The organism is Lachnoclostridium sp. MSJ-17 (assembly GCF_018918205.1).
Taxonomy (GTDB): domain Bacteria; phylum Bacillota; class Clostridia; order Oscillospirales; family Acutalibacteraceae; genus Ruminococcoides.
In genome coordinates this window covers 1-17,106 of sequence record NZ_JAHLQB010000096.1, presented here as the reverse complement: position 1 = coordinate 17,106, position 17,106 = coordinate 1, and the positions used below count along the sequence as shown (strand labels likewise).

The following is a 17,106-nucleotide window of genomic DNA, read 5'->3' as shown; positions in this document are numbered from 1 at the left end:
CGCGACTACCTAGTTCCCTCGCGTATCCACAACGGCAAATTTTACGCTCTGCCCCAGTCGCCGCAGATTTACAAGCAGCTGCTGATGGTTTCGGGCTTTGACCGCTATATCCAGCTCGCCCGCTGCTTCCGCGACGAGGATCTGCGAGCCGACCGTCAGCCTGAGTTCACCCAGATCGACATGGAGCTCTCCTTCGTCGATGTTGAGGACATTCTCGAGATAAACGAGGGTCTGTTCAAGCGCCTGTTCAAGGAGGTTCTTGGTCAGGAGCTGGAGACTCCGTTCACGCGCATGACCTACAATGACGCTATGGAAAACTACGGTTCCGACAAGCCCGACGTCCGCTTCGGCATGAAGATTCAGGATATCTCCGACCTCGTCAAGGACTGCGGCTTCGGCGTGTTTACCGGCGCGATCGAAAACGGCGGCTCTGTCCGCGCTATCGTCGCCAAGAACGCCGCGTCAACCTACACCCGCAAAGAGATTGACAAGCTCACAGAGTATGTCCGCGGAATCGGCGCAAAGGGTCTTGCCTACGTCAGATGGGTAGACGAGCCGAACGCCTCGTTCAAAAAATTCATGACCGACGACGAGCTCAGCGCAATTTACGAGCGTCTCGGCGCTGAAAAAGGCGACGTTATCCTGATCGTCGCCGACAAGAACAGCACCGTTCTCTCAACTCTCGGCGCGCTCAGACTCAAAATCGCCAAAAGACTTGATATTATCCCCGACGAGTTCAAGTTCGTCTGGATCGTCGACTTCCCGTTCTTTGAGAAGGACGAGGAGAGCGGCGAGTGGGTAGCAATGCACCACCCGTTCACCATGCCCAAGGAGGACTGCATTCAGTACCTCGACACCGACCCCTCAAAGGTCATCGCCAAGGCTTACGACCTCACGCTCAACGGCGTGGAGCTTTCGAGCGGCTCGATGCGTATCACCGACCCCGAGCTGCAGCAGAGAATGTTCCGCGCCCTCAAGCTCACCGACGAGGAGATAGAGGCGAAGTTCGGCTTCCTTGTTGAGGCATACAAGTACGGCGCGCCGCCCCACGGCGGAATGGGAATCGGTCTTGACCGCGTAACAATGCTCCTCTGCGGAGCCGACAGCCTGCGCGACGTCACAGCCTTCCCGAAGGTTCAGAACGCGAGCGAGCTGATGTCGGCATGTCCCGCGCCGGTAGATAAGGAAAGCCTCGACGTACTGGGAATCGAGATCAAGAAAGGCGCAATGTAGGGGCGACCATTGGTCGCCCGCGCCGACAACGCATTGATTTCGGGCGTGCAATGCACGCCCCTACAACCTATCTGAAAAGGAAGTGACGGCATGGGCTGGGCAAGCGTAATAGTGCCGCTCGCGATCATCGCGGCGCTCGCAATCACGATACTTGTGATTTTTCTGTACATAAAATACCGCCTGCAGAGGTTCTCGAAGGAAGCCTTCGGAACCAAGGATTTCGCCAAGGCGATGAAGGATATCGAAAATTCTACCGAATCCGCCCGTTCGGTTCACGGAATGACTGACATCTACCTGCCGCTGATCCAGAAGGACTTCCCCGATTTTGACTACGAGGTGTTCAAGGGCAGGGTCGAAGGCGTGCTCAAGAGCTATTTTGCCGCAATCACCGCCAAGGATGAGGGGCTTCTGTCGCCGGACTGCTCTCAGTCTATGCACAACACGGTGATCGGTCTTATCCATGAGCTCGAAGCGAAGGACTACACTCACGAGCACGGCGAGGTCACTCTCCACCAGCTCGAAATCGCCCGTTATATAAAGAAAAGCCCCACCGTGACGATAGTATTCAACGCCGCGGTCGGAATGTACGACTACGTCACCGACTCGAACGGCAAGGTAATCATAGGCAGAGAGGACAAGAAGGTTCAGAAGCTCTACGACGTGGCTCTCGTTTACGCGCAGGATCCCGACAAGATGAGCGTTTCCTCAATGACGACCGCGATGGGCGTAAACTGCCCGAACTGCGGCGCGCCTATCACGAACCTCGGTCAGAAATACTGCGACTACTGCGGCACCGGTATCCGCGAGATCAACGTCCGCTCCTGGAGCTTTGAGTACATTCAGGAAAACAAGACCACCAGCGCACCGTATTAAGCAGTTAGGTAGCAGGTAGTTAGTAGTTGGTAGTTGGCGAATATTCTCAGCAACCACTAACTGCTAACTACCTACTGCCAACTAATTTTCCTCTTGCAATTTAAAGCAATATATATTAAACTATAAATAATCGGAGAATATTTTTCTCTAATCTGTTATAAAAAGGAGTTTTTACTATGGGTATTATCAGAGCTGCGATCAACGCGGTAACAGGTGCGCTTGCCGACACCTGGCTTGAAGTCATCGAATCCTCTCCGATGGGCAAAAACGACGTTATTGTCCCCGGTCAGGCTGTTGACCAGAGAGGCAGAAGCCAGAACAAAAAAGGCGGCGAGAACCTCGTTTCCAACGGCTCGATTATTCATGTTCTCGACAACCAGATGATGATCCTCGTCGACGGTGGCAAAATCGTCGACTATTCCGCTACACCGGGCTACTTCAAGGTAGAGAACAGCTCTCTGCCCTCAATGTTCAACGGTCAGCTCAAGGAAAACATCAAGGAGAGCTTCAGCCGTATCAAGTACGCCGGCATTTCCTCGACCTCACAGCGCGTATTCTTCATCAACCTCCAGGAAATCAGAGATTTACAGTTCGGCACACAGAACCCCGTCCAGTATTATGACGAGTTCTATGAGGCTGAGCTTTTCATGCGCCTGCACGGTACCTTCTCGGTCAAGATCACCGATCCCTTCAAGTTCTACATGGAGGTCATCCCGAAGGAGGTCATCACCAACAATACCAGCTACACCTTCAACCGCCAGAACATGCAGCAATTCTACGACGAGTTCGTAGCGGCTCTCAGCGCGGCATTCAACCAGTATTCCGCAGACGGCAACCGCATCAGCCACATCACCTCCAAGAGCATGGAGATGGCCAAGTACATGCAGAACGTTCTCGACGCCGACTGGACAGAGCTTCGCGGTCTTGAGATCGTCAGAGTCGCCATGCAGAATCCCTCATACGACGACGCAAGCCAGAAGATCGTTACCGAGCGCAGCAAGATGGCTTCTCAGGTCAGCTACCTCAAGGACGCGGCAAACCAGCAGGCGTTCATGGCGAAGTCTGTCGGCGAAGGCATCAGCTCCGCAGGCAAAAACGCAGGCGGCGCGGCTGTAGGCTTCATGGGCATGAACATGGCTCAGAACATGGGCGCGGGCGTAATGGGCGGCTATATGCAGAATCCCCAGTACGCGCAGCAGCAACAGCCTATGCAGCAGACTCAGCAGCAGCCTCCTCAGGCTCCTCAGCAGGGCGGCTGGACATGCGAATGCGGCGCTGTAAACAACGGCAAGTTCTGCATGGAATGCGGCAAGCCCAAGCCCGAGGCTCCCAAAAAGCGCTTCTGCACCAACTGCGGCGCAGAGCTGAACCCCAACGCTAAATTCTGCCCCGAGTGCGGCAGCAAGCAGCAGTAACAAGATAACCAAACGGGCGGCTCAATCAAAACGCCGCCCGTTTGCATAAACGGAGAAACAACTATGGCTACAATGGAATATAAATGCCCGAGCTGCGGCGCTCCGCTTAGCTTTAACCCCGAAAAACAGAACTTCTCCTGCGAATACTGCGGCTCGGAGTTCACTGTTCAGCACATACAGTCGCTTTACGCGCAGTCCGAAAAGACCGAGAGCTTAAACGAGCAGGAGGTCAGACAATCGGAGGAGCAGCGCACCAAGGCTCAGAAAACCGGCGAGGAGTTCAATGAGGACTTCATGGTGTCCTACTCCTGTCCGTCCTGCGGCGCTGAGATCATGACCGCCGAGAGCACCGCGGCAACCGAGTGCTATTACTGCGGAAACCCCGTCGTACTCGGCTCGCGTCTTTCGGGCGAGTTCAAGCCCGACAGCGTTATCCCCTTTGCTCTGACAAAGGATATGGCGGTCGACGCGTTCATGAAGATGTGCGGCAAGAAAAAATTCCTGCCCGCGGGATTTGCCAACAAAAAGCAGTTTGAGAAAATGCAGGGCGTGTACTTCCCATATTGGTACGTCGACGAGAAGATGCAGTCCAGCGCGGTCGCGAAGGGCAAAAAGGTTCGTCACTGGACCTCCGGCAACCGCCGCTACACCGAAACAAGCACCTACCGTCTGTTCCGCACGGGCGACATCGAGATCCGCAACGTGTTTGAGGAGGCTCTGCGCGACAAGCAGGGTGCACCCACACAGAATCCTCAGTCCACGCGTCAGGCAAATGCTCAGGAAGCGATGAAGTATCTCGACAACTACCACATGCAGCAGCGCCACGAGATGCTGCAGTGCGTACACCCCTTTGACGTGTCAAAGGCAGTACCCTTCTCGATGAGCTACCTCTCGGGCTTCAAGGCTGAAAAGCGCGAAATCGGCAAGCAGGAGATCATGGACACCATCGCAGAGCGCATGGACACCTACGCAAAGCAGCTCCTCGAGGACACTATGTCGGGCTATCAGGGCGTTTCGCTCGAGAATTACTCCGACCGCACCTTCGACCAGCGCTGGCGATACACACTCCTCCCCGTATGGATAATCACATACAAATTCAAGGGTCAGATCATGCCCTTCGCAATCAACGGACAAACGGGCAAAACCTACGGCAAGCTGCCCGTCGCCGGCGGCAAGCTCGCCCTTTGGGGCGCGATCGTCGCGCTGATTGTATTTATCATCGCCGTGTTGGGAGGTATGTTCTTCCTATGATAAAGACAAGAATTTCGGTAAAAATATCAGCGGCGGCTCTCGTTTTGCTGCTCCTGATCTCGTCGGTCGCGACAGCGTTCGCGGCAACCGACTTCAGCAGCTACTACCTGATTTCCGACGACGCAGGTCTCTTTGATTCATCGTCCTTCAACGGTCTGACCGAGAAGCTCGAATCCGTCGGCAGTCACACGAGCTGGCAGATCGCCGTCGTCACCACAAACGACAACGTGAGCTCGTCCAATATGGACAGCCACTACAACAGGCTGTACGACAACAACCGCAATTATTTTGAGTCCAACTGCGTAATGTTCGTCATCGACAACGCCTCGGGCAACCGCATTATCCTCACTCACGGCGAGACCGAGTCCTATTTCTCGGATCAGCGCATGAACGAGATGAAGTCCGCTCTCAAGCCCTATCTGCAGAGCGGAGATATGCTCAACGCATGCTACACCTTCGCCGACAAGACTCAGGAGTTCTATGACGCGGGCATACCTTCAAACGGCTCCTACGACAACCACGTCGAAGGCACCGAGACCGCCGACCAGAAGCTCAGGAAGGAAAACAAATTCCTCTATGTCCTCACCAAATGGGGCTGGCTGATGGGTCTTATCGCTCTCGCGGCAGGCGGCATCTTCGCGGGCGTAAACGTCGGCAGATACAAGTTCAACGGAAAGTCCGGCACCTACAACCTCAAGGAGAACAGCAGCATGAAGCTCCTTGACACCCGCGACGAGTTCCTGTACAAAAACACGACCTCGACCGTTATCAGCTCCGGCTCGTCCTCATCGGGCGGCTCAGGCGGTTCGTCGTCGCACGGCAGCTCCGGCTCGTTCTAATTAAAAAACGGCTCTACCTCCGCCATCGCTTTGACGGAACGTTCGCCGCAAACTACAAATACAATCCTGAAGAGGAAGTTTTACTGACTCCGCAGCATTGGATAATCACCGGGTATTCCCGGCGCTTTATGCTATCTAACGGCGGTGTCTTTCACCGCCGTTTTTATTATATCAAAAGGAGGGATCATATGCCCGAAAACACGCGCGTCGCCGTAATCAGCATCGTCGTTGAGAACCCTGAGTGCGTCGCCGAAATCAACGGTATCCTGCACGACTACTCCGACTATATCATCGGCAGAATGGGCATACCGTACCGCGAAAAAAACATCAGCATTATCAGCGTCGTTATCGACGCGGAACCCGACGTTATCAACAGAGTGTCGGGCAAGCTCGGCAGACTAGACGGCGCGACCGTCAAGACCGCCTGCTCAAAGAAGTGAAGCTATATGAACTGTAACGAAATAATCAACAAACTCAAAACCACACAAAACGCCGATAAGGACGAGCTGATTTATCTGCTTGACAACATCACGGACGACGAGCGCGAGACGCTGCGCAAAAACGCGCAGGAGGTCGCTCAGGAGCGCTTCGGCAACAAGATTTTCATTCGCGGACTGATCGAGATCTCGAGCTTCTGCAAAAACGACTGCTTCTACTGCGGAATCCGCCGCTCAAACAAGAACGCCGTGCGTTACCGCCTGAGTGCAGAGGATATCCTCTCCTGCTGCGACAAGGGCTACGCTCTCGGCTTCCGCACCTTCGTTCTGCAGGGCGGCGAGGACAGTCACTTTACGGACGACATGCTCTGTGAGCTGATCGGTGAGATAAAACAAAGATACCCCGACTGCGCGATCACCCTTTCGCTCGGCGAGAGGAGCTTTGACAGTCTGCAAAGGCTGTACAACGCAGGCGCGGACAGATATCTGCTCAGACACGAGACCGCCTGCAAAGCCCATTACGAAAGGCTTCACCCAGACGGAATGTCGTTTGACAACCGCGTAAACACCCTGTATAAGCTAAAGGAAATCGGCTACCAGACCGGCGCGGGCTTCATGGTAGGCTCTCCGTTCCAAACGACGGAAAACCTCGCCGACGACCTGCTGTTCATCAAGAAATTGAAGCCGCAGATGTGCGGAATAGGCCCCTTCGTTCCCCACAAGGACACCGACTACCGCGATTTTGAACACGGCAGCCTTGAGCTGACGCTTACCCTGCTCTCGATAATCAGGCTGATGAATCCCGATATCCTTCTGCCCGCGACCACAGCCCTCGGCACCATCGATTTTCGCGGCAGAGAGCTGGGAATTCTGCACGGCGCGAACGTCGTAATGCCGAACCTCTCGCCCTCGGAGCACAGAAAGGACTATTCGCTCTACGACAACAAAATCTGCACCGGCGAGGAAGCCGCAGAGTGCCTTGTCTGCCTGAAAAACAGAATGCGCTCGATAGGCTATGAAATCGTAAATTCAAGAGGCGATTACCGTCAACTTAATAATAAGGAGAAATAAAAATGACTCAGTACAATCCCAAATCACTCAACGCGGAGGAATTCATCAACGACGCCGAAATCCTCGACACCCTCCGTTACGCCGATGAAAACAAGGACAACATGGAGCTTATCGACTCCATCATCGAAAAAGCCAAGCTTCGCAAGGGTATCGACCACAGAGAAGCGAGCGTACTTCTCGCCTGCGAGGATCCCGAAAAGCTCAGGGAGATCTACTCCCTCGCCGAGCAGATCAAGAAGGACTTCTACGGCGAGAGAATCGTTATGTTCGCGCCGCTGTACCTCTCGAACTACTGTGTAAACGGGTGCGTATACTGTCCCTACCATCTCAAGAACAAGCACATCTGCCGCAAGAAGCTCACTCAGGAGGAGGTAAAGGCTGAGGTCATCGCGCTTCAGGATATGGGACACAAGCGTCTCGCGATCGAAGCCGGCGAGGACCCTGTCAACAATCCTATCGAGTACATTCTCGAGTGCATCGACACTATCTACTCAATCAAGCACAAGAACGGCGCTATCCGCCGCGTTAACGTAAACATCGCCGCGACCACCGTCGAGAACTACAAGAAGCTCCACGACGCAGGCATCGGCACCTACATTCTCTTTCAGGAGACCTACAACAAAAAGAGCTACGAGGAGCTTCATCCCACAGGTCCCAAGCACAACTACAACTACCACACCGAGGCTATGGACAGAGCTATGGAAGGCGGAATCGACGACGTGGGATTAGGCGTTCTGTTCGGTCTTGAGCTTTACCGCTACGAGCTTGCGGGTATCCTCATGCATGCAGAGCACCTCGAAGCTGTTCACGGCGTAGGACCTCACACTATAAGCGTCCCGCGCGTAAAGCCCGCCGACGACATCGATCCCGACGAGTTTGACGGCGGAATCGACGACGAGACCTTCTGCAAGATCATCGCTATCATCCGCATCGCGGTTCCGTACACCGGCATGATTATCTCGACCCGCGAGAACAAGAGCGTCCGCGAGAAAGCTCTCCGCCTCGGCATTTCACAGATAAGCGGCGGCTCAAAGACGAGCGTCGGCGGCTATGTTGAGCCCGAACCCGAGGAGGAAAATTCCGCTCAGTTCGACGTTTCCGACCAGCGCACCCTCGACGAGGTAGTCTGCTGGCTGATGGAGCTCGGCTACATTCCGTCCTTCTGCACCGCCTGCTACCGCGAGGGCAGAACAGGCGACCGCTTCATGTCGCTGTGCAAGAGCGGACAGATTCAGAACTGCTGTCACCCCAACGCCCTGATGACGCTCGAGGAATACCTTGTCGACTACGCGAGCCCCAAGACGCGCGAAATCGGCGAGAAGGTGATCGAAAGAGAGCTTCTCAACATTCCGAAGGAGAAGGTCAGAAAAATCGCCGCTGAGCACATCGAGGACATCAAGAACAACAACAAGCGCGACTTCCGTTTCTGATATACAGGAGAAGCATATGAGCCTAAACAGCACGCCCTCCGGAGAGAGGGTACACATCGGTTTTTTCGGGCGGCGAAACGCCGGCAAATCGAGCGTCGTAAACGCCGTCACTAACCAGCAGATCTCTGTTGTTTCCGACGTTAAAGGCACCACCACCGACCCCGTACAAAAGGCTATGGAGCTGCTTCCTCTCGGCCCCGTCATGATCATCGACACACCCGGCTTTGACGACGAGGGCAGCCTCGGCGAGCAGAGAGTAAAACGCACCAAACAGGTGCTCAACCGCACCGATATCGCCGTCCTCGTTGTCGACGGCAACGTCGGCAAGACCACCGCTGACGAGGAGCTTATCGGCATTTTCAGGCAAAAGGATATCCCTTACATCGTCGCCTACAACAAGTGCGACGAGACGGGAATCAAGGAATACGCCGACGGTCTCGCCGTCAGCGCGACAGAGAGAACCAACATCAATGAGCTCAAGGAGCGCATGGCTAGGCTGACCGTCGCTCAGAATGACCGCAGGCTCTGCGCCGATTTAGTCGGAGCGGGAGAACTTGCCGTCCTCGTCGTCCCTATTGACAAGGCGGCTCCCAAGGGCAGACTGATTCTGCCTCAACAGCAGACTATCCGCGACCTGCTCGACTCGGGAGCGGCGGCGGTAATGGCGCGGGACTCGGAGCTTGCCGGAACACTCTCCGCTCTCGGCAAAAAGCCCGCTCTCGTTATCACCGACAGTCAGGCGTTCGCCAAGGTCAAGGACATCGTGCCCGACGATATTCCGCTGACCTCGTTCTCAATACTCATGGCGAGGTACAAGGGCTTTCTCGAGACCGCCGTCAAAGGCGCGGCGGCGATCGAGAATCTGAAAGACGGCGACACTGTGCTGATATCGGAGGGCTGTACTCACCACCGCCAGTGCGACGACATCGGCACGGTCAAGCTTCCTCGATGGCTAAGAGCACACACCGGAAAGGATATCAAGATTGAAACCACCTCGGGCAAGGGTTATCCCGACGACCTCACGCCGTATAAGCTGATTATCCACTGCGGAGGCTGTATGCTCAACGAGCGCGAGATGACCTACCGCCGCAAATCCGCCGAGGACAGCGGCGTTCCGTTCACAAACTACGGCACCGCCATCGCCTACCTCAACGGCATACTCAAGCGCACGCTGAGCGTTTTCCCCGATTTGCAGAGATTAGTTTAAAAATCGAAGTCCGCACGAAAAAACGTGCGGACTTTTTTGTGTTAGATTTTCTTTCTCATCATGCCGCCGAGGTACTTCATAAATCCGTAGCCCGCTATGCCGTTCCGGGCATATCCGCCTTTTTTGAGCACCTGATTTACCGCAAGCTCGGTACCGTCGCCGAAAACATTGTTCTCGTCCACGCCCTGAGTAATGATTCCCTGCTTCTTCGCTGTGAGCAGCATTTCCTTGAGCGCCATGACGCCGTAGGTTCTGTCGCCCTTCTCAAAGCCCTTCGAATCGAGCACAGGCTCCGACGGCTGCCAGTTGTTCCAGCCGCCCTGCCTGATTATCGACGGGTAGTCCTTGTAGCATTTGTCCTTGTCGACGGTGCCGACGCCCGGGATAGAGTTCGACTCGAGGTAGTTGACCTCGCCGCCGTACTGCCACATTCCGTAGCTGCCGCGGTAGTCGCAGGTCGAGTTCCACTGGGCGACCCAGATGTCGTAATTGTCGAGCAGGCTCGGATCGTTGAGCTTTCCGTTGAGCCAGCTCAGCGCCGAATAGAGCATCGGATAATAGCCCGCCTTCTTTATCTCGCTGAGAAATGTCTTGCAGATAGCGACGAGCTCCGCGCTGCCGGGATTGCCGTTTCTCGCCTTGTAGCCGTCCGCGTCCTCCATGTCGAAGGCTATAGGCAGAGTGGGCTTCTTGTTTTTCAGCAGACGGATAACGTGCCTTGCCTCGCTTTTCGCGTCGTCGGTATTGACCGCGTAGGAGTAGAGATATGCTCCCCACGGCACGCCCGCAGCCTCGCACTTGCGCACGTTGTTCTCGAACTGACTATCGTCCTGGACAGCGAGGTCTGAACCATAGCCGCAGCGTATCATCACGAAGTCGTAGCCTGCGTCCTTGATTTTTTCGATGCTTACGTTTCCGTTGAGCGAGGATATATCCACGCCCTTTTTTCCTGTCAGATTCATAATTTCCTCCCTTTTTGTTTTTCTCGGAGAGCGCTCTCCGTTAACATAATATGCGGGGACAAAAGACCTGTCCCTCACTAAGGGAACAAAAACGAAAATAATTGCATAAAAATATGCAATTTAAAAAATAAAAACGCCGGAAATCCGGCGCTTCGTTTTTATTGTTTATTCGGGTTCTTTATCATTCTGCCGTTGACGAAGATATAATCGTCCTCGGTATTCTCGGTGACAAGCGGAGCGGCAATGACCTCCTCCTTTACGGGATCGACAAAGTCTCCCACGCTTTCAATCAAGCCCTTTGAAACCATAGAAACCTCGATGTAGGTGATAATCATCGGGTAAACCGCCGCGATAAGCACGCCCAGCACTATTTTCCACACGCCCTCGGCATATACGAAGCCGAGCACCGCTATCGCCACCGCCGCAACGATCATCACCAGCGCGATAAGGTTGCGCAGTATCTTGCCGAGGATAAGCAGCAGGGAGTTCTTGTAAATATCGCGCCAGCGCAGCTCATAGGTGACGCTCATAAGCGGCGCGTAGAACATCATGATAAGCAGCGCCGCCGTAAAGAAGCCGTAGAATCCGAGGATATAGGCGAAGGTCACGTCGGTCTGAGCCTGAATGTAGTAGTACATAAACGCGAACATCGCACAGGCGCAGATCAGATAGCTGATGACGCCGTGGAGGATAAAGACCTTCCAGTTTTCCCTCACTGCCGCGAAAAACGTCCGCACGACCGGGACGTAGTCGTTCTCGATCGCGTACTTTCTTATGACGACGACAAGACCCGAGTAGAATATCGTGCCGGGAATAACTCCCAGACCCCAGACGAGGACGTTGTTGAAGCCCGTCAGCAGGCTGAACAGTATCGACAGTCCCATGCACGCGCCGAGAGCCGCAGAAAAAATCACGCCCGCGAGAAGCAGCTGAGGAAGCTTTTTAAAAAATACCGTAACCGGTTTAACTCTCTTTTTCATTTTTTCAAATCCTTTGTTTGCTAAAAATTCCGCTTGTATTATCATAACACAAAGCGACCTTATTTTTCAATATTTCGCAAAAAATTATTTATTAAGAAAAAAAGCTAAAACAAACAGATTTGGTAAAAGATTGTCAGAAAAGTTTCAAATTACTTCAATTTTGAAAACAAAATTAATAAAATATCCCTTGCTTTTTTAGCGTTTTGGTGATATATTATAAGCAAGAGGGGCTTGTCTGCCCCTGCGCAATACCCGACGCTATCGGGTAAATAATTTTAGAAAAGGTGATTAACGTGAAAAAGGAAACAATCAAGAGAGCGGCAGCTGTCACTCTCGCTGCCCTTATGGCGGGAACCGCTCTCGCAGGCTGCGGCGGCAACTCTTCCTCAACAACCGACTCCAAGACTGACTCTAAGGCTGAGTCCTCAAAGACCGAGTCCAAGGCTGACGCTACAGGCGGAAAGGTTTACTATCTGAACTTCAAGCCCGAGCAGGATCAGGCATGGCAGGATCTCGCCAAGAAGTACACCGAGGAGACCGGCACAGAGGTAACCGTTGTTACAGCTGCTGAAGGTACCTACGAGCAGACCCTTACCTCCGAAATGGCTAAGGGCGACGAGGCTCCTACTCTCTTCCAGGTCAACGGTCCCGTTGGTCTTGCTAAGTGGGAAGACTTCTGCAAGGATCTTTCCGGCACCGACATCTACGGCCAGCTCACCTCCAAGGACTACGCTCTTGAGAAGGACGGCAAGGTTTACGGTATCGCTTACGTAATCGAGTCCTACGGACTTATCTACAACAAGACTCTCCTCAACAAGTATTTCGAGTCTGATTTCGCTACCGTTAAGAAGATCGACGATCTCAACAGCTTTGACAAGCTCAAGACCGTTGCTGAGGAAATCCAGAAGAACGCTGAGGCTCTCGGCGTAAAGGCTGCCTTCACCTCCGCTGGTATGGACAGCTCCTCCGACTGGAGATTCAAGACCCACCTCGCAAACCTCCCCATCTACTTCGAGTATCAGGCTGACGGCATCACCGATACCGACGCTATCAAGGGCACATACCTCGAGAACTACAAGAACATCTGGGATCTCTACATCAACAACTCCACCTGCAAGCCCACAGAGCTCGCTTCCAAGACAGGCGCAGAGTCTGAGGCTGAGTTCATCAACGGCGACGCGGTATTCTTCCAGAATGGTAGCTGGGAGTACGGCGCTGTTACCGAAGGCGGCATGAAGGACGAAGATCTCGGCATGCTCCCGATCTACATCGGCGTAGGCGACGAGGCTAACCAGGGTCTCTGCACAGGTACAGAGAACTATTGGTGCGTAAACTCTGAGGCAAGCGAAGCTAACCAGGCTGCTACCGAGGCGTTCATCAACTGGTGCGTAACCTCCGAGACCGGCACAAAGGCTATGGCTGATAACATGGGCTTTGTAATCCCCTTCAAGGCTGCTCAGGAGTCCAAGAACGTATTCGTTAAGGCTGACAAGGAATACACCGACGCAGGCAAGAAGCCCGTTTCCTGGAACTTCACCACAATGCCTTCCGAGGATTGGAAAAACGGCGTAGGCGCTGCTCTTACTCAGTATGCTGCAGGCACAGGCGATTGGGATGCTGTTAAGACCGCATTCGTAGACGGCTGGAAGACCGAGAAGGCAAAGGCTGCCGCTGAATAATTTCGCTTATCCAAAGGTTTTAGCTTTCTGAATTTATCTAAAATCAAGGAGGCTGAGATTTCTCAGCCTCCTCTTTTAATTCACGTTTTAAGTGATTAGAAAGGCAAAGAGTATGTTTAAAAAACCCAAAAGAAAACTATACGCCTTAATCTTTGTCCTTCCTACTTTCGCTGCCTTTGTGATCGGATTCATATATCCGTTTTTCAGGGGCATCTATCTCTCGTTTTTCCAATTCCAGATTGTATCAAAAGCGAAGTTTGTAGGCTTTGACAATTATATCAGGGCATTTCAGGACGAGAGCTTTCTCCGTTCCTTCTGGTTCACACTCGGCTTCGTTGTCGTCAGCGTAATACTGATAAACGTTATCGCGTTCTTCGTAGCTTACGCGCTGACTCTCAAAATCCGCGGCTCGAATGTTTTCAGAACCGTATTCTTTATGCCGAACCTCATCGGCGGTATTATCCTCGGCTACATCTGGCACCAGATTTTCGACGGACTGCTCCGTAACCTCGACATGCCCTCTCTCGTTACAAACGAAACTCTGGGCTTCTGGGGCTTGGTGATTCTGATGTGCTGGCAGCAGGCAGGATATATGATGATCATTTACATCGCGGGCTTCCAGAGCGTGCCCGCAGATCTGTACGAAGCCGCGAAGATCGACGGCGCTAACAAGGGTCAGCTGCTCACAAACGTAACGCTGCCCATGATGATGCCCTCTATCACGATCTGCAGCTTCCTCACGCTCACCAACTCCTTCAAGCTGTTCGACCAGAACCTCGCTCTCACAGGCGGTGCTCCGCTTGTTGACGGAGTATGGACGACACGAATGATGGCTCTCAATATTTACAAGACCTTCTACGGCGAAGGAAAGGCCGCAAAGGGTACAGGTCAGGCTGAAGGCGTTATCTTCTTCCTGATCGTTGTAGTCATCTCGCTCGTACAGCTCTACCTCACCAGAAGAAAAGAGGTGCAGGCGTAATGGCAATGGTTAAAGCGGTTGAACCCAAGTACAAAAAGAAGCAGACCGCGGGCATGAAATTCCTGACCGTACTTTTCGCGGTAGTATCCGTGATTTACGTAATGCCCGTACTCATCGTGCTTTACAACTCGTTCAAGGCAAACGCCGACATCGCGACAAACCTGTTCGCGCTGCCGAACGCCGACACCTTCTACGGACTGCAGAACTACATCAAGGGCATGACCTTCGGTAACTATCCCTTCTGGGAAGCGGCTCTGTGGAGCTTGATGATCACCGTCGGCGGCGTTATCCTGATCCTGTTCTGCACCTCAATGGCGGCGTGGTACATCCAGCGTTCCAACACGATCATATGCAAGATCATCTATTTCTTCTGCATTTTCTCGATGGTCGTACCCTTCCAGATGGTAATGTTCACCCTTTCCGACACCGCAAACTCACTCAAGCTCGTTACTCCGTGGGGTATCCTGCTGATTTATCTCGGCTTCGGCGCGGGTCTTGCTATCTTCATGTTCTCGGGATTTGTAAAGTCAATCCCGATAGAAATCGAGGAAGCGGCTGACGTTGACGGTGCTGGTCCTCTGAGAACCTTCTTCAGCGTTGTCCTCCCGATCATGAAGCCCACCTTCATTTCGGTAGCGATCCTCGAAACTATGTGGATCTGGAACGACTACCTGCTTCCGTACCTCATTCTGGACGGCAAGCTCTACCGCACTATCCCGATTCACATGCAGTTCCTCAACGGCAGCTACGGTCAGACCGATAACGGCGCTATCATGGCGCTCGTCGTACTGAGCATTCTGCCTATCGTAATCTTCTACTTCGCATGCCAGAAATACATCATCGAGGGTGTTGTTTCCGGCGCGGTAAAGGGCTAAGGAGCTGCACAAATACATTTAAAATTATTAACAGGAGAGCATTCAAAGCTCTCCTGTTTGTTTATGTCAGTTTATTTTGTCCGGCAGATTCTCGACCGTGCCGATAAACAGCGGCGTGTTGGTCTTTGTGTTGATAATCATATAGAGGAAGGGTCTGTCGAGGTAAACCCGCCTTACCTCATCGGTCGAAACAGAACCGATAGTTATCGTCGCGGTAACAGCGGCGGCTCTGGTACCTTCTTCGTTGACAGAGATGACCGTCTTGTGAAGAACCTCGCTGACATACGGACTCGCGGCGTTCTTGTCGGCGAGCATACTCTTAAAATCGGCGTTGCCTGTGAACGCTTCCTTCATGCCGAGCGCCTGCAGATTATCGGACAGCTCGTCGTTGTACTCAACCTCGAACTTAGGCAGCTTTGTATCAACTCCACTCTCGGGAACAGACATATTGTTGAGAACGTTTGTCAACCTCTCACCTGTAAGTGAATTGACGTAATCGTTCAGCTTAACTCCCTCGTCGGGAAGAATCGCGGCAAATGCGTAATTGCCGTCGTCATAGTACTTCACAAAACCTCGAGCGTTTTCGTCCTTCAGGTAGAAATCCTCCGTAGATTCCATAAAATCAACGGTGGACTCAGTGCCGTCCGAGTTGGTGAACGTGCCCTTGCGAACATCGCCTGGATATGATATGCCGGTTCTGGGATTGTAGTAATCGCTGACGTATGGTATGTTCCACTTCGCGTCAAAGGTGATCGCGTTTATCAGGTACATCATCGCGCCGGGGTCTATGTCGCTGAGAATCGACGGGATCATCTCGTCGGTCTTTTCGCTGACCCAGTTATTGATATTTGTGAGTGCGAGTTCATTGAATATCGTCGGAAAAACTTCGGCGTTGTAGTCATTCTTTACTCCGGCGATATATTTTTCAATCACCGCCGCGGAATTCTCCGAGGTATTATACCAAACAGAATTTGCGACATTGAATTTTGTAGATCTGTCCCTTTCATTGACAAGATAATTCGGATAATTTTTCAGGTAGGCTTTCGTCAGCGAACGCGGCATACCGAGCGCATTCTCGATCTCCTTGAGTGTATTGCCGTCCGCGCCGTTTTCGGTCATTCCGAGGGCGTACATTACGGACAACGGAGAAACAAGCGTGTTAGCACCGTCCTTTACGCTGCCCTTGAGCAGATTGACAGAGAAATCATTCATCGCGGCGCTGCCTTTTTCCTCGATTTCGTCGTCGGTATAAACAGGCTCAGTCACATCCGGAATCTCGAAGGTCTCGTTGCTTACAGCCTGCTCAGCTGAGATTCTTTGGACCTCGGTAGCGTCGGTGATCTCGATTTTTCCGTTTTTATCGATATCTGCAACCTTATTCTGAGCGTCGGAAAATTCGGTCAGTCCCGCGACATTCATCTGAATACAGGTCGCGTCTACGACATTGACCTTGCCGTTAAGGTCGGCGTCGCCTGAGAAAACAGTCTTTGCTCCGGCAGTAAAAAACGACACGGAGCCGACTAACATCGCCGCACAAAGACAGACGGCAACTGCCTTCTTCATAAAATCACTCTCCTGATAATTTGTGTATAAATTTATTATATCACAAGAAATTATCCTTTTCAACAGATTTTAAAATAACAAAGCACCATCGACTGATGGTGCTTTGTATGTAAAAGGGCAAGTGCCCTGAAAACTGAATAAAGGAGAGATAAATTGAAGAAGTAAATACTGACTGACCAAAGTTCAGTGTTCATATGGTCAAGCCCTCGACCTATTAGTACTGCCAAGCTGAATGCCTCACGGCACTTACACACGCAGCCTATCAACCTCGTAGTCTTCAAGGGGTCTTACTCGTTTACACGATGGGATATC

At 52.7% G+C, this 17,106-nt stretch carries 15 protein-coding genes and 1 rRNA gene; 12 read left to right on the top strand and 4 right to left on the bottom strand.

Annotated features, from left to right (window positions below; genetic code table 11):
- From aspS to hydF, 9 genes are all read left to right on the top strand, one after another.
- Positions 1 to 1,233 (top strand): aspartate--tRNA ligase (gene aspS, locus KQI64_RS08280; protein WP_216524219.1); only part of this gene is annotated, 1,233 nt, incomplete at its 5' end.
- A gap of 90 nt (positions 1,234 to 1,323) precedes the next feature.
- A complete protein-coding gene (locus KQI64_RS08275; protein WP_216524218.1) occupies positions 1,324 to 2,106 on the top strand; it encodes a zinc ribbon domain-containing protein in 783 nt (260 codons plus the stop codon).
- Positions 2,107 to 2,282: 176 nt separating this feature from the next.
- Entirely contained in the window at positions 2,283 to 3,521 is a 1,239-nt protein-coding gene (locus tag KQI64_RS08270; protein ID WP_216524217.1) for an SPFH domain-containing protein, read from the top strand.
- Positions 3,522 to 3,584: 63 nt separating this feature from the next.
- Positions 3,585 to 4,772, top strand: a complete 1,188-nt coding sequence (locus KQI64_RS08265) for a TFIIB-type zinc ribbon-containing protein (protein WP_216524216.1) — start codon at positions 3,585 to 3,587, stop codon at positions 4,770 to 4,772.
- The gene (locus KQI64_RS08260; RefSeq protein ID WP_216524215.1) at positions 4,769 to 5,611 is read left to right on the top strand and encodes a TPM domain-containing protein; all 843 of its coding nucleotides are present in this window, start codon (positions 4,769 to 4,771) and stop codon (positions 5,609 to 5,611) included. The genes KQI64_RS08265 and KQI64_RS08260 overlap by 4 nt, the downstream gene beginning before the upstream one ends.
- A gap of 188 nt (positions 5,612 to 5,799) precedes the next feature.
- The gene (locus KQI64_RS08255) at positions 5,800 to 6,051 is read left to right on the top strand and encodes a TM1266 family iron-only hydrogenase system putative regulator (protein WP_216524214.1); all 252 of its coding nucleotides are present in this window, start codon (positions 5,800 to 5,802) and stop codon (positions 6,049 to 6,051) included.
- 6 nt (positions 6,052 to 6,057) lie between these two features.
- A complete protein-coding gene (hydE, locus tag KQI64_RS08250) occupies positions 6,058 to 7,119 on the top strand; it encodes a [FeFe] hydrogenase H-cluster radical SAM maturase HydE (RefSeq protein WP_216524213.1) in 1,062 nt (353 codons plus the stop codon).
- Positions 7,120 to 7,121: 2 nt separating this feature from the next.
- A complete protein-coding gene (gene hydG, locus KQI64_RS08245; RefSeq protein ID WP_216524212.1) occupies positions 7,122 to 8,549 on the top strand; it encodes a [FeFe] hydrogenase H-cluster radical SAM maturase HydG in 1,428 nt (475 codons plus the stop codon).
- Between the two features lie 16 nt (positions 8,550 to 8,565).
- Positions 8,566 to 9,756, top strand: coding sequence for a [FeFe] hydrogenase H-cluster maturation GTPase HydF (gene hydF / locus KQI64_RS08240; protein ID WP_216524211.1), 1,191 nt, complete (start codon positions 8,566 to 8,568; stop codon positions 9,754 to 9,756).
- Between the two features lie 41 nt (positions 9,757 to 9,797).
- Here hydF and KQI64_RS08235 read toward each other — a convergent pair whose 3' ends face one another.
- Together KQI64_RS08235 and KQI64_RS08230 are read right to left on the bottom strand one after the other, a co-directional pair.
- Complete coding sequence (locus KQI64_RS08235) at positions 9,798 to 10,718, bottom strand: glycoside hydrolase family 25 protein (RefSeq protein ID WP_216524210.1); 921 nt, start codon at positions 10,716 to 10,718, stop codon at positions 9,798 to 9,800.
- 158 nt (positions 10,719 to 10,876) lie between these two features.
- On the bottom strand, positions 10,877 to 11,698 hold the full coding sequence (locus KQI64_RS08230; RefSeq protein ID WP_216524209.1) for a DUF624 domain-containing protein: 822 nt from the start codon (positions 11,696 to 11,698) through the stop codon (positions 10,877 to 10,879).
- A 344-nt stretch (positions 11,699 to 12,042) separates the two neighbouring features.
- Between KQI64_RS08230 and KQI64_RS08225 the strand changes: the two genes are divergently transcribed.
- The 3 genes from KQI64_RS08225 to KQI64_RS08215 all read left to right on the top strand — a co-directional run bounded on the left by KQI64_RS08225 (position 12,043) and on the right by KQI64_RS08215 (position 15,231).
- Positions 12,043 to 13,377, top strand: coding sequence for an ABC transporter substrate-binding protein (locus KQI64_RS08225; RefSeq protein WP_216524220.1), 1,335 nt, complete (start codon positions 12,043 to 12,045; stop codon positions 13,375 to 13,377).
- A gap of 112 nt (positions 13,378 to 13,489) precedes the next feature.
- Positions 13,490 to 14,356: a carbohydrate ABC transporter permease gene (locus KQI64_RS08220; protein ID WP_216524208.1), complete on the top strand. Its 867-nt coding sequence runs from the start codon at positions 13,490 to 13,492 to the stop codon at positions 14,354 to 14,356.
- 5 nt (positions 14,357 to 14,361) lie between these two features.
- Positions 14,362 to 15,231 carry a carbohydrate ABC transporter permease gene (locus tag KQI64_RS08215; protein ID WP_253289236.1) on the top strand — a complete coding sequence of 290 codons (870 nt, stop codon included), beginning with the start codon at positions 14,362 to 14,364 and terminating at the stop codon, positions 15,229 to 15,231.
- A gap of 66 nt (positions 15,232 to 15,297) precedes the next feature.
- Here the strand turns inward: KQI64_RS08215 and KQI64_RS08210 are convergent, their stop codons facing one another.
- Both KQI64_RS08210 and KQI64_RS08205 read right to left on the bottom strand, forming a co-directional pair.
- On the bottom strand, positions 15,298 to 16,794 hold the full coding sequence (locus KQI64_RS08210; protein WP_216524206.1) for a serpin family protein: 1,497 nt from the start codon (positions 16,792 to 16,794) through the stop codon (positions 15,298 to 15,300).
- A 194-nt stretch (positions 16,795 to 16,988) separates the two neighbouring features.
- Positions 16,989 to 17,106 (bottom strand): 23S ribosomal RNA (locus tag KQI64_RS08205); the annotation flags it as partial.

Coding starts and splice junctions, on each gene's coding strand:
- KQI64_RS08265 (WP_216524216.1), top strand. CDS start 3,585: ATGGCTACAATGGAATATAAATGCCCGAGCTGCGGCGCTCCGCTTAGC.
- KQI64_RS08220 (WP_216524208.1), top strand. CDS start 13,490: ATGTTTAAAAAACCCAAAAGAAAACTATACGCCTTAATCTTTGTCCTT.
- KQI64_RS08225 (WP_216524220.1), top strand. CDS start 12,043: ATGGCGGGAACCGCTCTCGCAGGCTGCGGCGGCAACTCTTCCTCAACA.
- KQI64_RS08235 (WP_216524210.1), bottom strand. CDS start 10,718: ATGAATCTGACAGGAAAAAAGGGCGTGGATATATCCTCGCTCAACGGA.
- hydF (WP_216524211.1), top strand. CDS start 8,566: ATGAGCCTAAACAGCACGCCCTCCGGAGAGAGGGTACACATCGGTTTT.
- hydG (WP_216524212.1), top strand. CDS start 7,122: ATGACTCAGTACAATCCCAAATCACTCAACGCGGAGGAATTCATCAAC.
- KQI64_RS08255 (WP_216524214.1), top strand. CDS start 5,800: ATGCCCGAAAACACGCGCGTCGCCGTAATCAGCATCGTCGTTGAGAAC.
- KQI64_RS08210 (WP_216524206.1), bottom strand. CDS start 16,794: ATGAAGAAGGCAGTTGCCGTCTGTCTTTGTGCGGCGATGTTAGTCGGC.
- KQI64_RS08260 (WP_216524215.1), top strand. CDS start 4,769: ATGATAAAGACAAGAATTTCGGTAAAAATATCAGCGGCGGCTCTCGTT.
- KQI64_RS08230 (WP_216524209.1), bottom strand. CDS start 11,698: ATGAAAAAGAGAGTTAAACCGGTTACGGTATTTTTTAAAAAGCTTCCT.
- KQI64_RS08215 (WP_253289236.1), top strand. CDS start 14,362: ATGGTTAAAGCGGTTGAACCCAAGTACAAAAAGAAGCAGACCGCGGGC.
- KQI64_RS08270 (WP_216524217.1), top strand. CDS start 2,283: ATGGGTATTATCAGAGCTGCGATCAACGCGGTAACAGGTGCGCTTGCC.
- hydE (WP_216524213.1), top strand. CDS start 6,058: ATGAACTGTAACGAAATAATCAACAAACTCAAAACCACACAAAACGCC.
- KQI64_RS08275 (WP_216524218.1), top strand. CDS start 1,324: ATGGGCTGGGCAAGCGTAATAGTGCCGCTCGCGATCATCGCGGCGCTC.